The organism is Serratia sp. DFXYC6 (genome assembly GCF_057196085.1).
The window spans coordinates 2,597,630-2,612,248 of the sequence record NZ_JBXUNV010000001.1; the positions used below are offsets into that span (position 1 = coordinate 2,597,630).

Consider the following 14,619-nt stretch of genomic DNA (forward strand, 5'->3'; position numbering starts at 1 on the left):
TAAAGGGTAAAGGTCAAAAGTGCTTCAATGGATCTGATTGGCTTCTTCGCCATACAGCTGGTGCAGGATCCGCTCGTTCAGTTGCGAAGGATGCCCGTCAAACACGATCTTCCCGTGGGCGATGCCGATCACCCGCGAGCAATACTCTTTCACCAGTTCGACCGAGTGCAGGTTCACCATCACCGCGATGCCGTCTTCGCTGATTTTCTGCAGCGCGTCCATGATGCGGCGGGTGTTTTTCGGATCGAGCGACGCCACCGGCTCATCGGCCAGCAGGATTTGCGGATTTTGCATCAGCGCGCGGCAGATGGCGACGCGCTGCATCTGGCCGCCGGAGAGGTGCTCGGCGCGCTGCAGCGCGTGCGGCAGCATGTTGAGCCACTGCAACAGCTCGATGGCGCGAGCGCGGTCGGCGTCATCGAACAGTTTGAAGAAGGATTTCAGGGTGGAGGTGTGGCTCAGGCGCCCCAGCAGCACGTTGGTCATCACGTCCAGCCGCGGCACCAGGCAGAAGTCCTGGAAGATCATGCCGCAGCGCGCGCGCCACTGGCGCATCTGGCGGCCGGCAAGCTGGGCGATATCCTGCGCCACGCCATCGTCTTCGAAGTGCAGCATCTCGCCGCAGCTGGAAGGAATAGTGCCGTTGAGGGTGTGCAGCAGCGTGGACTTGCCCGCGCCGGAACGGCCGATCACCGCCACGAACTCGCCGGCGTGCAGATCGAAATTGATGTCATCCAGCACGCGCTGCTGCGCTTTGTAGGCCTTGCCGAGCCCCTTTACCGATAACACTTTGCGGGATGCGGCGGCGTGCTGCCCTGGAAAGTCGTGCTGCGCCAATTTTAACAGTGCCTGAGCCATATGATTTCTCTGGTTTCAGTGGCTAATCATTATGGGCACCTATTAACGGATAAGTTTATGACAGTGGGATGATGGTTTTATGGCCGGGGCGTGACGCGTGCCGCCCCGGCGTGCGCATCATTCCAGGCTAAAGAAGTCCAGCCCCAGCGCCGCCTTGACCTGCTGCAGCGTCTGCCGGCTGACCTGATGCGCGCGGCGGGTGCCGTGCTGCAGGATGCGCGTCAGCTCGCCTTTATCGGCGATGAATTCGGCGCGGCGAGTGCGGATCGGTTCGAGCAGGCTCTGCAGGCAATCCTCCAGCAGCCGTTTGATTTTCACGTCCCCCAATCCGCCGCGCCGGTAGTGCGCCTTCAGCTCCGCCACCAGCGCGGCGTCGTCGCAGAAGGCGTCCAGATAGGTGAACACCATGTTGCCCTCCACCCGGCCGGGATCGCTGACGTTGAGATGACCGGGATCGGTGAACATGCTCATCACCGCCTTGTGCACCTCGTCGGCGCCGGCGCCAAGCGGGATGGCGTTGCCGCGCGATTTCGACATCTTGCCCTGCCCGTCCAGCCCCGGCAGACGCCCGACGTTGCTCAACAGCGGCTGGCACTCCGTCAGCACCGGTTGGCCGACGATGTGGTTGAAGCGCCGCACGATCTCGTTGGTTTGCTCCAGCATCGGCAACTGATCCTCGCCGACCGGCACGTGGGTGGCGCCAAAGGCGGTGATGTCCGCCGCCTGGCTGACCGGATAGATCAAAAAGCCGGCCGGCAGGCTGCGGGCGAAATCCTTCTCGGCGATTTCACTTTTCACCGTCGGGTTGCGTTCCAGCCGCGCCACGCTGACCAGATTGAGGTAGTACATCGTCAGCTCGGCCAACGCCGGCAGCGCCGACTGCAGGCAAATGGTGGTCTTGTGCGGATCGATGCCGACCGCCAGATAGTCAGCCACTACGTTGAGCACGTTGGCGCTGATTTTTTGCGGATTGTTGCCGTTGTCGGTCAGGCCCTGCAAATCCGCCACCATCACCGTTTGGTTATGCTGGTGCTGCAGTTCCACGCGCTGGCGCAGCGAGCCGACGAAGTGCCCTAAATGCAGTGGGCCGGTGGCGCGATCGCCGGTAAGAATGGTGTAGCTCATGACAGTGCTCCTGAAGGTCTGTAGACCGCCGGATCAACGCCACAAAAAATAATGCCGCCAAACCGGCGGCATTAAAAAGAGATGTGAATACTCGTGCCGCCTCAGAAGAGGCGCCACCATGACTGATTGTGGGTGGAGTGCATCGATATATTCATGGCATCAAGGTATACCCGCTGCGGCAGCGCGTCAATAACCCGCCGCCGATGCGTAAGACGACGTTACATTCCGGCATTTGCGTTCCTGGCTCGGCGCGCTAGGGTAAAACCTTCAACCTGAAAAAGGAGCGCATGATGAAGATCGGATTTGCCGGACTGGGTGGGATGGGCAGCGCCATGGCGGCCAACCTGTTGCAGGCGGGCTTCGCCTTAACGGTATGGAACCGCTCGCCGCAGGCGGCGCAGCCGCTGGTGAGCGCCGGCGCGCGGCAGGCCGAGCGGCCGGAACAGTTGGCCGATGCCGACGTGCTGATCACCATGCTGGCCGACGATGCCGCCACGCAACAGGTGGTGGTGGACAGCGGATTGCTGCAGCGAATGAAACCGGGCGCGCTGCATATCAATATGGCGACCATCTCGGTCGAACTCGCCAAACGCCTGACGACGCTGCATGCGGAACACGGCATCGGCTATCTCGCCGCGCCGGTGCTGGGCCGGGTCGACGTGGCCGCCGCCGGCAAGCTGAATATTCTGGCGGCCGGCGATAGCGAGCGGCTGAAGCAAGCGCAGCCGCTGTTCGATGCCCTCGGCCAGAAAACCTGGCACTTCGGCGCCGATCCGGCGCAGGCCAACGTGGTCAAGATCGCCACCAACTTTACGCTGGCCAGCGCCATTGAAGCGATGGCGGAAGGCAGCGCGCTGGTGCGCAACTACGGCGTGTCCGGCGCCGACTACCTGCAGATGCTGAGCAGCACCGTCTTCGCCGCCCCGGCCTATCAGGGCTATGGCGCGCTGATCGCCGCCGAGAAGTATTCACCCGCCGGATTCCGGCTGGCGCTGGGGCTGAAGGACGTCGGGCTGGCGCTGGCCGCCGGCGCCGACAGCCATACGCCGATGCCGTTCGCCGGGGTGCTGAAAGACAACTTCCTCGACGCGATGGCGCAGGGGGATGCGGATCTGGACTGGGCGGCGCTGGCCAAGGTGGCGGCGCGGCGGGCGGGCCTGAAATAACGAACGGGGGCGTTGGCCCCCGTTTTCCGTTCTCAGAACACGATGTCCGCCGCGGGCACCGCGCGGATCGGCACGCCGAAGCTGTCGATGTTCGACAGCGTCTCGTTATGGTGGGTGCGGATCAGCAGGCCGTCGGCATAGGATTTGTCGTGGCAGGTATGCGCATCCGCCGCCAGCGTCACCGGATAGCCGCGCGCCGCCGCGCTGCGCACCGTGGTATCGATGCAAAACGGCGTGGAGTAGCCGCACACCACCAGCTGCGATACGCCGTTGGCGATCAGTAACGCGCCGAGCGAGGTGCGCAGGAACGAGTCCGGCGTGGTTTTCTCCACCCGATGGTCGCCCGGCGCCACCGTCAGCGCCGCGAGCACTTGCCAGGCGGCGCTGCCGTGCGGCAACTCATCGTCCGGCGTATGGTGCTGAATGACGACAACCGGCGCACCGGCCCGGCGGGCGCGCTCGCTCAGCTGATTGATGCGCGCAACGGTGCCCGCGGCATCCGCCGGCGGCGGCGTAAACAACCCTTCCTGCACATCGATAATCAACAGCGCGGTGGTCATGGCGGCTCCTGAAGAAAAGATAAGCGCGTCAGCACACCGGCTGGCGCGGGCGGAAAATATGGTCGACGCCCTGCTCGCGCAGCCTGTGCACCAGATCGTGCCCGCCATTCGGCGTGGCGTGCGCCAATTGGCGCTCGGCGGTAAACACCGGGCTGGCCCAGAACAGGTTAACCGGATCGCCATACTGCTGCGGCAGAGCCAGGTGCGCGTGATGCGGGTAGAAGGACGACGATAAAATATAGCCCTCATAGCCCAGCGGCGCCACGTCGGACTCCAGCGTATGTCCTTCGCCGATCCAGGTCAGCCGCGCCCACGGCGCATGAGCGAAACCGGCCAGCGCGCTGGCCATCTGCACCGCGTTGTCTTCGGTCATGTATTGACTGTCGATGGCGATCGCCATCTCCATGCGGCGATAGCGCGAAGCCTCGTCGTTGAACAGGATCTCCACCCACGGCATCGGCCGGATGCTGACCCCCATGGTGAGGAAGTAATAGATGCCGTCGCGTTCGTGCTGGGTGATGGCCATCGGCGGCCACTTGCCCTGATCGATGGCGTAGTATTTTACCGAAGGGCCGAAATGCGGCTCATAGCGCGCCTGAAAATCGCGCTGCATCTTCGGCCACGGATTGCCCTCTTCACGCTGCCAGCTGCGCCAAAACTGGCGGGTGCTTTCCGCCAGCGCATATTGGGTGTTGGTCGAGGCCGAACCGAGCGGATAGGCCAGTGGGCTCTCCTTGATACAGCTGGCCGAATAGCACACCGAATGATCGATATACAGGCTCCAGCCGGGGATCACCGCCAACAGTTGGCCGTAATACCACAGGGCCGCGCCGTCGTCGCTTTCGCTCCACACCACCATCAGCCCTTCCGGGTTCAGCGGCGCTTCCCCTTCCAGGTTGCGGCAAAACTCCGCCGCCAGCATCGGCGGCTGCCCTTGTTCCAGCGCGGCGCGATCCTCCTGCAGCGGCGCGGCGGCCAGATTGCGCAGCCAACAGGCGCGCACCTGATAGCGATCGCTGTAGGCTTCGGCGGGATAGATGTAAAAATAGGCTGCCCGGTGATCTTGCTGAACCACCGCGACCAGCGTCTGGTTCTCATTGCTGACTTCAGCAAGTACGTATGACTCGTTCATATCACCTCAATAGGGTCAGGGCGCGGCAGAATCGGCTGCGCGCCAAAAATGGAATGTGGCTTTGCCCCAAGTGTAAAACGCATTACTGGCCGGATCACCCGTAAAAGTCTCAAAAACGGCCGTAAACGAAGATAAACAAAGGCTAATTATAGCGGCTGCGGCTCATGATGGCTGAGTGATGCGCCGCACCGCACGCTGATAGGAACCGTTGCGCATCGACGCGCCCAGCACCTTGCCCAAACCGGCGGCGCCCGTTCGCACCAGCCGCCGCCGCAGCGCACCCGGATGAAAACCGAACTGCCGCTGCGCCCAATCGGGTAACAGATCGATGCCCGCCTGCATCACCACCCCGCCGAGGGGGCGCGCCAATGCGCTCGGCGCCGGCGCCTTCAGCAGAATGCGCGCCACCTCTTGCGTGCGTTCATCACACACCAGCTGCGGCCGCATCGCCTGCAGGTATTCTTCGACCTCCGCGCAGGACTGAGGAATTGCCGTCGCCCCCAGCGCGGCGGCCACGCGCGCCGCTTCACGATAGTATTGATCCTGCAAATCGCGGGAAAGGTGCGGGTTGCGGTAGCGCAGGTGGCTGGCCAGAAAACGGCTGCTCTCCGCCACGTGCACCCAGGTCAGCAGCGCCGGATCGCTGGCGGCATAAGGCGTGCCGTCGCTGCCGACGCCGGTCACCCGCAGATGGATGGCTTTGACTTTGGCGATCAGCCGCTGCGCCTCGGCGGTCGGGCCAAAGGTGGTGACCGACACGAACTGGCTGGTGCGGCGCAGGCGGCCGATCATATCTTCGCGAAAATTGGAGTGCTCCCACACCCCAGCCAGCGCCAGCGGGTGCAGCATTTGCAGCAGCAAGGCGCTGACGCCGCCGCACAGCATCGGGGTGAAATCGCGATGTACCTGCCAGATGACAGACTGCGGGCCGAACAAGCCCGGATCGCCCGGCGGGTTCTCAAAATCAACGCCGCCGAGCGCCAGCCCGGTCAGGCTGAGCACCTGTTTTTCTATCGCTGCGCGTACCGCTTCCATCCTGCCGCCCTCTTGCTGGTTCAGCGGCCAGTGTATCACGCGACGAACGCCTCATTGCGCCCTGCGGCGGTTGAAAGCATTAACTTGCTGAATTACAGTTGTTATACCGCTTGCGAGAAGGCGGGCCTATTCGATCCACTGCAGAGGCGCTTTGCAGGGCGTTAACCCACGTTAATTCGGCACTAACCCCACAAAACCTCTATCTAGTTTCTTTTCCTTCAACTTAGATAGCAGAGAGTTCGATGATTACCATCAGAGCACGCGCGGCGGAAGACAACGCGCAATTGGCAGATATCTGGCTGCGTTCGGTGCGCGCCACCCACCATTTTTTAACCGAAGACAACATCGCGCAGCTGTTCCCGCTGGTGCTGAACGACTACCTGCCGGCGGTCAACGTTTGGGTGGCCGAAGACCGACCGGGGCATCCCTGCGGCTTTATCGGCCTGAACGGCAACAAGGTGGAGATGCTGTTTATCGACGCCGATCAGCGCGGCCAAGGCGTGGGCAAAGCGCTGTTGACCCACGCGGAAACGCTGCACGATGAGCTGCAGCTGGACGTGAACGAGCAAAATCCGCAGGCCAGCGGCTTCTACCGCCACTACGGGTTTGTCATCACCGGCCGCTCGCCGCTCGACGGCCAGGGCAACCCGTTCCCGCTGCTGCACATGAAGCTGGACAAACGCTAGCCTTCCGCCGGCCGCCCTGCGGCCGGTCAGTCTATTGACAAAGAGGGGAAAAAGCGTGGTTTTTCCCCTCTTTGTGGTGATCAGCCGAAAATCAATAAATTGATTTTCCTTGTTTTTTATTCGGTGCTCTCTGCCAACCCGGCAAGGGTCTAAGGTTTGTCATCAATCTCGCCGGCCGCCCTGCGGCCGGTTTTCTTCCCCCGCCTCCCCCGTCGCCTTATATATCAAATCAGAATAAGTAATAGATTTTACATTCTTCCTGTCACTATCAACCCTCGGTAGGATTGCCCGGTATTCACCCGCAACAGAGGTTCCGTCAGCCGAAAAGCCGAACGATCTCTGTCCGGCGCACCGCGCTCTGGACGGAATGCTGTGATGTATCGATAAGGATCCGCTTCGCTATGATCGTTCTTTCGAACGTTTGCAAAACTTTTGACAGCACACAGGGCCGCGTCGTAGCGGTAGACAACGTCAGCCTGGCGGTAGAGGCCGGGCAAATTTACGGCATCATCGGCTACAGCGGCGCCGGCAAAAGCACCCTCATCCGCCTGCTCAACGGCCTGGAAACGCCCACCAGCGGCCGCATCGACGTCGGCGGCTTCGATATCGCCCGCGCCAAAGGCAGCCATCTGCGCCAGGCACGGCTGAAAATCAGCATGGTGTTTCAGCACTTCAACCTGCTGTGGTCGCGCACCGTCAGCCAGAACATCGCGTTTTCCATGCAGATCGCCGGCGTGCCCAAGGCGCAGATTGCGCCGCGCGTGGCGGAACTGATCGCGCTGGTCGGCCTGCAGGGGCGCGAAAACGCCTACCCGTCGCAGCTCAGCGGCGGCCAAAAGCAGCGCGTCGGCATCGCCCGCGCGCTGGCCAATAACCCGAGCGTGCTGCTGTGCGACGAGGCCACCTCGGCGCTCGATCCGCAGACCACCGACGCCATTCTCGACCTGCTGTTGGACATCAACCGTCAGCTGAAATTGACCATCGTGCTGATCACCCACGAGATGCACGTGGTGCGCAAAATCTGCCACCGCGTGGCGGTGATGGAAAACGGCCGCATCGTCGAAGAAGGCCCGGTGCTCGACGTGTTCACCCGGCCGCAGCAGCCGATCACCCGGCAGTTCGTCAAACAGGTGTCGCAGTATGCGGACACCGAAGAGAGCTTCAACCCGCAGCTCACCGCCCACCTGCCGGGGGCGATTTTCAAGTTGACCTTCGTCGGCGTGCAAACCCATCAGGCGGTGATTTCTGAAGTGATCCGGCGCTACGCCCTGACCATCAACATTCTGCACGGCAAGATCAGCCACACCCTCAACGGTTCGTTCGGCGAACTGTACATCCACGCCGAAGGCAACGAACAACAAGTCGCCGACATGCTCAAGTTGCTGAACGAAAGAAACATCGCCGTCGAGGTTATCCAACATGATTGAATCCCTGTTCCCCCACCTGCGTCTGGACCAACTGTGGGACGCCACCTGGGAAACGCTGTACATGACCGGCATCGCCGGTTTGGCCACGCTGGTGCTGGGCATCGTGCTCGGCGTGCTGCTGTTTTTAACCTCGAAGGGCCAGCTGTTGCAGAACCGGGCGGTCTACTCGCTGATCTCCGTGTTGGTCAACGTCTTCCGCTCCATTCCGTTCATCATTCTGATCGTGCTGCTGATCCCGTTCACCAAGTCGCTTATCGGCACCATTCTCGGCGCGGATGCGGCCCTGCCGGCGCTGATCGTCGGCGCGGCGCCGTTCTATGCCCGGCTGGTGGAGATCGCGCTGCGCGAGGTCGACAAAGGAGTGATCGAAGCGGCGCGCTCGATGGGCGCCAAAAACCGCACCCTGATTTTCCGCGTATTGCTGCCGGAAAGCTCGCCGGCGCTGGTTTCCGGCATCACCGTCACCCTGATCGCACTGGTGAGCTACACCGCGATGGCCGGGGTGATCGGCGCCGGCGGCCTGGGCAACCTGGCCTATCTGGAAGGCTTCCAACGCAACCACAGTGACGTGACGCTGGTGGCGACGCTGACGATCCTGCTGATCGTTTTCGTCATTCAGTTCATTGGCGACACCCTGACAAGAACGCTCGATAAACGTTAATTAACCAAGGAAAACGATGATGAAAAAGCACCTACTGATGTTGGCTTTCGCCTCCGTCGCCACTCTGGCTTCTTTTGGCGCCGCCGCGGCGACCAAGCTGGTGGTCGGCGCCTCCAACGTGCCGCACGCCGAGATCCTCGAACAGGCTAAACCGATACTGGCAAAAGAAGGCATCGATCTGCAGATCAAGCGCTTCCAGGACTACATCCTGCCGAACACTGCGCTGGCCAGCCATGACATTGACGCCAACTATTTCCAGCACGTGCCTTACCTGAACTCGGTGCTGAAAGACCACGCCGACGACAAGAGCTACGACTTCGTCAGCGCCGGCGCGATCCATATTGAGCCTATCGGTATCTACTCGAAGAAGTACAAGAGCCTGAAAGATCTGCCGGAAAACGGCAAAATCATCATGCGCGACGCGGTGGCGGAAGAAGGCCGCATCCTGTCTATTTTTGAACGGGAAGGCGTGATCAAGCTGAAGCCGGGGGTGAGCAAAGTGGACGCGCGCATCACCGACGTGGTGGAAAACCCGAAACACCTGAAGTTCCAGGCCAACGTTGAGGGCGCGCTGCTGCCACAGATGTATAACAACAACGAAGGCGACGCGGTGGTGATCAACGCCAACTACGCCATCGACGCCGGGCTGAATCCGACCAAGGATCCGATCGCGGTCGAAAGCGGCGAAAACAACCCGTACGCCAACATCATCACCGTGCACAAAGCCGACGTGAACAAGCCGGGGATCGTGGCGCTGGTCAAAGTGCTGCACTCCAAACCGATTCAGGACTTTATCCGCGAGAAGTACCAGGGCGCGGTGATCCCGGTCAATCAGTAATGGGTTACGCGGCCCGGTAAAAGCCGGGCCGGTTGTCACACCTTATTGCCAATCTGGCTGAGCCGCGGCCACACCAGCATCAACGCCTCCAGCAACCGCAGCAGATCGCTGCGGCTTGCCCCTTCGCGCGCCTGCACCGACATGCCTTCAATGGTGCAAATGACGTATTTCGCCAGCAGCGCGGTGTCGGTCTTCGCCAGCAGTTCCCCCTGCTGCACCTTGCGATCGAAACAGGCTTTCAGCGCCGCTTCCTGGGCATGATGTTTTTTGCGCAGCATCTGGGCGACGTCGTCGGACGCGGACGACAGCGCGGCGGAGGCGCACACCATAAAACAACCTGACGGCGTATCGGGATCGGTAAACACTTCGACGGAAGAACGCACGTAGGCCTCGACGATCTCGGCTACCGGCAACGCCTGTTCCAACAGTTGGTTGGTGCAGGTGGTGTATTTTTGCAGATAGCGTTCCACCGCCGCGCGGAACATCCCTTCCTTGTTGCCGAACTCCGCATACAGCGTTGGCGCTTTGGCGCCGGTCACTTCCACCAGATCGGCCAGCGAGGTGGCTTCATAGCCGTGCCGCCAGAACAGATCGAGCGCGCTTTCCAGCGCCCGGTCGCGATCAAATTGTTTCGGCCTGCCACGGCTCTTTTTGCCGCAGACCTCTTCATTGATGCTCATCATTCTCTCCTGTCCCGCTCCACAGCAGGGTTAGCACAAATAACTTAACGATCATTATAAAAAAATATTGCGCCCTCGTCGAGAACCGATTAGCATTTAGTTATCGATCGTTAAGATAATTTAGCGAAGCGGATTAAACCCCTCTATTCACCGTTATCGGAAAGGAATTAACATTATGAAAAACTTAAAATTAACCTTAGCAGCCCTCACTCTGGCCAGCATTTCCTTCGGCAGCTTCGCCGCTGATTTGGTCCAGAACCAACCGGCTGGCCAGCAGAAAGTGGGCGTCATTACCGTCAGCGGCGCATCCGATCTGACCTCGCTGGAAAGCAGCCTGGCCGCCAAAGCCGATCAGGCCGGTGCAAAATCCTTCCGTATCATCGGCGCCGGCGGTAACAACCAGCTGCACGGGACCGCAGAAATCTATCAATAACAATGAATTAAACCAACGGATCGCGATAAGTTGTGCTCCCGACGCCAGGGCGTCAAAAAAAATTAATTAACGAGCATTAAAAAAATACTTGCAATCCGTCAAACCGGCATCTAACATTAAATTATCGATCGTTAATTAATTTAACGACCTTACAAAACAAACATCGTAAAGAACAAAGATAGGAAATAAGACCATGAAAAACCTGAAAATGACCATCGCCGCCATCGCACTGGCTTCCGTCTCCTTCGGCAGCTTCGCCGCCGAACTGGTTAACGCACAACCCGTCGACCTGCAAAAAGCCGGCGTCGTCACCGTCAGCGGCGCGTCCGACCTGAGCAGCCTGGAAAACAAACTGGCGGCCAAAGCCGATGCGGCGGGCGCAAAATCCTTCCAGATCATCGCCACCACCGGTGACAATAAACTGCACGGCACCGCGATCATCTACAATTAATGGCCGGATCGGCAATCGTGCAAAAGGGCGGCTCAGGCCGCCTTTTGCTTGCTTTAACGCCAACGTTCTGTTGTAAGCTGTAGCGACCTTTTTCCGCTGAGCCGAGCAACGCCATGACTCCCCTGCTGTTCCACAAATATCACGGTCTGGGCAATGACTACCTGGTATGCCACCGTTCGGTCGCCGATCCGCTGAGCCATGAACAGATCCGCCTGCTGTGCCACCCGCATTACGGCATCGGTTCCGACGGCCTGCTGATCGACAGCGGCGACGCCGTCAATCCCACCTTGCGCATCATCAACCCGGACGGTTCCGAAGCGGAGAAGAGCGGCAACGGCCTGCGTATCTACGCGCGCTATCTGTTTGACAGCGGCCGCGTGGGCCATCAACCGTTTTTGGTGCACACCGCCGGCGGCGACGTGCGCTGCCAGGTGGCGCAAGACGCGCATCAGATAACGGTGGAAATGGGGCGCGCCAATTTCAGCCCGGCGGCGCTGCCGGCGTTGATCGATCTGCCGGAGGCGCTGAACTATCCGCTGCCCCTGAGGGAGGAGACGTTAAGCGTTTCGCTGGTGTCGATGGGCAACCCGCACTGCGTGGTGCCGGTGGAAAAACTGGATCTGGCGCAGGTGCATCGGCTCGGACCGCAGATTGAACGCCATCCGCTGTTCCCGAAACGCACCAATGTACAACTGGTGGAAGTGGTCGATCGCCAGACGCTGCGCATCGGCATCTGGGAGCGCGGCGCCGGTTTTACCCTCGCCTCCGGCAGCAGCAGCTGCGCCGCCGCCAGCGTGATGCGCAAGTTGGGACGAGTCGGCGATCGGGTTAGCGTGCGGATGCCGGGCGGCGAGCTGCAGATCGCCTTCAGCGGCGATTTTCAGGTCAGCATGCGCGGACCGGTGCATAAAATCGCCACTCTGACGCTGGACGAAGATTGTTTTGCCGGCGGCGCAGGGCTGTTTACGGGATCCACCCCAGCAGTCTGAACCACAGATAATCCAACGGCACCAGCAGCGCAAAGCTGAGCGCGGCCAACAGCAGGCACAGCTTCAGCCCCTCGCGCGCCGGCACTTTGCCCATCCCCATCGCCACCACGATCGGCGAAGCCTGATACGGCAGCAGCGGCGTGGCGTAACCGATTACCTGGGTCATCAGCACCGTCAGCAGCGGCAAGCCGCTGCCTGCGGACAACGCCTGCGCCAGCGGAGTAAACAGCGCCGGCACGCCGTTGGCGGTCACCACGAAATTCAGCAACGAGGTGATCCCCACCAGCGAACCGAACGCAGCGAACGGTTTGCCATGCAGATCCGGCATCATCGCCAGCAGCGCACCGCCCAACCGATCGCCGAGCCCCGAGTGGCTGACCAATGCGGTCAGCCCCAGGATCCCCGCCACGTAGATACAGGTGCGCACGTTAACCCCGGCGGCGAACTGCTCGCCGTTGAGAAACCCGATACGCGGCAACAGGCAGAAACACGCTGCCGCCAACCCCACCCAGGCGGGAGCGATGCCGTGCCAGCTGTCGGTCATCCACAACAGCACCGTGGCGCCCAACAGCGCGATCAGCCGCCATTCGGCGGCGCTGAGCGGGGTTTGCGCCGCCTCGGCCGCCACCGGCTGCGGCCGCGCACGGAACAGGCCGCAGATGCACAGCGTCAGCAGCGCGCCTTTGGCGATCCCGAGCACCGGGGCGTGCAACAGCAGGTAAGAAAGATAAGCGAAATGGCTGCCATAGGCGCTTTCCGCCGCGCCGCTCATCACCAGATTGGGCACGTTGGCCGGCAGGATGCTGGCGGAGAGCTGGAAGGTGCCGAACCCCACCGCCAGCGCCAAACCGATGCGGCCGCGCGAGCCTTCCGCCAGACCGGCGCGATTGGCCAACGCCATGACGATCGGCATCAGCAGCGTAATCCGCCCCATATTGGAAGGCATGACAAACGCCAGCGCGTAGCTTATCGCCACCACGCCGCCCACCAGCCGGGGCCAGGAACCGGCCAGATGCGGCAAGAGTCGGTTGGCCAGGCGATCCGCCAAACCGGTGCTGCGGATGGCGGAGCCCAGCACGAAACCGCTGAGCACCAGCCAGAATGCGGAAGACGCGAAACCGGAAAAGGTCACCGCGGCGGGCGCCAGCTGCAAGACCATCACCGCCGTAAAGAACAGCAGCGCGACCACATACTCCGGCAAGCGGGCGCTGGCCCATAGCGCGATGACCACCAGCGTGACCAGCGCGGGCAGCGCCATCGGATCCCCCAACATAGTTTCCTCCCTGATAAAACGTTGTGATTGTTATCAAACGGTTAACAGGGTGACACAAAGCGCGGGCGCTAACCTTGAAACCGCTCACATATCGTCGCTCTGGAGATTTTTCAGCATGCATACGTTGCAGCCGTGGTGGCCGGTATTGCCGCGCCGTTCCGTCAACAGCGTGAACCCCAGCGCATAGTACAACCCGATCGCCTCTTTCAACTGTTCGGTGGTTTCCAGGTAGCAGTAGCGATACCCCGCCGCCCGCGCCGCCTTCAGCGCCTGCACCACCATATGGCGCGCCATGCCCAGCCCGCGCGCGCCGGGTTTGAAAAACAGTTTTTGCAGCTCGCAATAGCCGGGCTCTTCGCCGGCCAGCGGCGCCATGCCGACGCCCCCCACCACCTGTCCGTCCCGCTCCAGCACCCAGTAGTGGCCGCCGTTGTCGCGATACAGACCGGTCAGCCGATCGAGATCCGGATCGTGCAGACTGACCCCTTCCATTTTGTCCATGCCGTACTCGCGAAACACGTCGCGAATGATCGCCGCCATCGCCGCATCGTCGCGCTCGGCGATCGGCCGCACCCGCAGATTGGCGTCGCGCTGTTTGCGCGCGCTGCGCAGCGCCGCGGTCATCTTTTTCATCGCCGCAGTGGTGCTCGCCAGCTCATCGTCGTCCAACTGCGCCAGCGCCGCCTGCATAAAACCGTCGGCGTCGTTCTCGATGCCGGCCAGCGTCTTGCCGCCCTGTTTACTCAACCGATGCAGGCTGTGCCGCTTGTCATCCGGATGATCTACCGTTTCTATCACGCCGGCGGCGACCAGGCTGCGCAACGCCCGGCTGGCGCTTGCCTTGTCAATGCACAATCGGGCCGCCAGCTCGGTGACGCCGAGCGGCTGCTCGCTGACTTCGATCATCAGATGGATCTGCAACGGCGAAAAGCGCGAGCCGTTGCTCTGCTTGTTCAACATGCCGAATTCTCTGACCAAATTGCGCGCCAATGCTCTGAAATCCCTGATGTTCACGGCGTTATGCTCCCCTGTTCTCCCACCTTCAGGCTACGTTGGATGGGTTATTGGTTGATAGTGTTATCTAATTTTGAACATAACGATAACGCATAAACAATTGCGAATGAATAACCAACCCGGCACCTGAATATGTCAAAATATTTCATATAACAGCATTTAAATCCAATTTAAAACAAATTAATAAAATTAAAAATCATACTAAGATTTAAAGTTGAAATAAAAATCCAGTAAAAGTGAGCATAAAAACGGCAAAAGTGGGTAAAACAAAAAATAAAATAAATATCCATT

16 protein-coding genes are annotated in these 14,619 nt (G+C 60.7%); 8 read left to right on the top strand and 8 right to left on the bottom strand.

Annotated features, from left to right (window positions below; genetic code table 11):
- Positions 1-24: 24 nt before the first annotated feature.
- Positions 25-858 carry a phosphonate ABC transporter ATP-binding protein gene (gene phnC, locus AC2CGQ_RS12705; RefSeq protein WP_019454697.1) on the bottom strand — a complete coding sequence of 278 codons (834 nt, stop codon included), beginning with the start codon at positions 856-858 and terminating at the stop codon, positions 25-27.
- Positions 859-975: 117 nt separating this feature from the next.
- On the bottom strand, positions 976-1,983 hold the full coding sequence (gene trpS / locus AC2CGQ_RS12710; protein ID WP_021503955.1) for a tryptophan--tRNA ligase: 1,008 nt from the start codon (positions 1,981-1,983) through the stop codon (positions 976-978).
- A gap of 290 nt (positions 1,984-2,273) precedes the next feature.
- On the opposite strand from trpS, the gene AC2CGQ_RS12715 reads away from it, so the two are divergent.
- Positions 2,274-3,149, top strand: a complete 876-nt coding sequence (locus tag AC2CGQ_RS12715; protein WP_261438249.1) for an NAD(P)-dependent oxidoreductase — start codon at positions 2,274-2,276, stop codon at positions 3,147-3,149.
- Positions 3,150-3,181: 32 nt separating this feature from the next.
- Here the strand turns inward: AC2CGQ_RS12715 and AC2CGQ_RS12720 are convergent, their stop codons facing one another.
- The 3 genes from AC2CGQ_RS12720 to AC2CGQ_RS12730 all read right to left on the bottom strand — a co-directional run bounded on the left by AC2CGQ_RS12720 (position 3,182) and on the right by AC2CGQ_RS12730 (position 5,876).
- A complete protein-coding gene (locus AC2CGQ_RS12720; protein ID WP_015377091.1) occupies positions 3,182-3,709 on the bottom strand; it encodes a cysteine hydrolase family protein in 528 nt (175 codons plus the stop codon).
- A 28-nt stretch (positions 3,710-3,737) separates the two neighbouring features.
- A complete protein-coding gene (locus AC2CGQ_RS12725) occupies positions 3,738-4,841 on the bottom strand; it encodes a suppressor of fused domain protein (RefSeq protein WP_021503957.1) in 1,104 nt (367 codons plus the stop codon).
- Between the two features lie 162 nt (positions 4,842-5,003).
- Entirely contained in the window at positions 5,004-5,876 is an 873-nt protein-coding gene (locus tag AC2CGQ_RS12730) for an oxygenase MpaB family protein (protein WP_088382041.1), read from the bottom strand.
- A gap of 242 nt (positions 5,877-6,118) precedes the next feature.
- On the opposite strand from AC2CGQ_RS12730, the gene AC2CGQ_RS12735 reads away from it, so the two are divergent.
- The 4 genes from AC2CGQ_RS12735 to AC2CGQ_RS12750 all read left to right on the top strand — a co-directional run bounded on the left by AC2CGQ_RS12735 (position 6,119) and on the right by AC2CGQ_RS12750 (position 9,488).
- Positions 6,119-6,562, top strand: coding sequence for an acetyltransferase (locus AC2CGQ_RS12735; RefSeq protein ID WP_004939500.1), 444 nt, complete (start codon positions 6,119-6,121; stop codon positions 6,560-6,562).
- 401 nt (positions 6,563-6,963) lie between these two features.
- A complete protein-coding gene (locus tag AC2CGQ_RS12740; RefSeq protein WP_021503958.1) occupies positions 6,964-7,989 on the top strand; it encodes a methionine ABC transporter ATP-binding protein in 1,026 nt (341 codons plus the stop codon).
- Complete coding sequence (locus tag AC2CGQ_RS12745; protein ID WP_004939505.1) at positions 7,982-8,650, top strand: methionine ABC transporter permease; 669 nt, start codon at positions 7,982-7,984, stop codon at positions 8,648-8,650. Before AC2CGQ_RS12740 ends, AC2CGQ_RS12745 begins: the two co-directional genes overlap by 8 nt.
- Before the next feature lie 19 nt (positions 8,651-8,669).
- Entirely contained in the window at positions 8,670-9,488 is an 819-nt protein-coding gene (locus AC2CGQ_RS12750) for a MetQ/NlpA family ABC transporter substrate-binding protein (protein ID WP_166444965.1), read from the top strand.
- Positions 9,489-9,523: 35 nt separating this feature from the next.
- Here the strand turns inward: AC2CGQ_RS12750 and AC2CGQ_RS12755 are convergent, their stop codons facing one another.
- Complete coding sequence (locus AC2CGQ_RS12755; RefSeq protein ID WP_004939509.1) at positions 9,524-10,168, bottom strand: TetR/AcrR family transcriptional regulator; 645 nt, start codon at positions 10,166-10,168, stop codon at positions 9,524-9,526.
- A gap of 175 nt (positions 10,169-10,343) precedes the next feature.
- On the opposite strand from AC2CGQ_RS12755, the gene bhsA (AC2CGQ_RS12760) reads away from it, so the two are divergent.
- From bhsA (AC2CGQ_RS12760) to dapF, 3 genes are all read left to right on the top strand, one after another.
- Positions 10,344-10,601 (top strand): multiple stress resistance protein BhsA, encoded by a 258-nt coding sequence (gene bhsA, locus AC2CGQ_RS12760; RefSeq protein WP_277497035.1) that lies wholly within the window; start codon positions 10,344-10,346, stop codon positions 10,599-10,601.
- 193 nt (positions 10,602-10,794) lie between these two features.
- Positions 10,795-11,052, top strand: coding sequence for a multiple stress resistance protein BhsA (bhsA, locus tag AC2CGQ_RS12765; protein ID WP_484593694.1), 258 nt, complete (start codon positions 10,795-10,797; stop codon positions 11,050-11,052).
- Between the two features lie 113 nt (positions 11,053-11,165).
- Positions 11,166-12,041 carry a diaminopimelate epimerase gene (gene dapF, locus AC2CGQ_RS12770; RefSeq protein WP_484593695.1) on the top strand — a complete coding sequence of 292 codons (876 nt, stop codon included), beginning with the start codon at positions 11,166-11,168 and terminating at the stop codon, positions 12,039-12,041.
- Here the strand turns inward: dapF and AC2CGQ_RS12775 are convergent.
- Both AC2CGQ_RS12775 and AC2CGQ_RS12780 read right to left on the bottom strand, forming a co-directional pair.
- Entirely contained in the window at positions 12,016-13,314 is a 1,299-nt protein-coding gene (locus AC2CGQ_RS12775; protein WP_166444964.1) for an SLC13 family permease, read from the bottom strand. The genes dapF and AC2CGQ_RS12775 overlap by 26 nt on opposite strands.
- Positions 13,315-13,398: 84 nt before the next feature.
- Positions 13,399-14,304, bottom strand: coding sequence for a bifunctional helix-turn-helix transcriptional regulator/GNAT family N-acetyltransferase (locus AC2CGQ_RS12780; protein WP_021503960.1), 906 nt, complete (start codon positions 14,302-14,304; stop codon positions 13,399-13,401).
- Positions 14,305-14,619 lie beyond the last annotated feature (315 nt).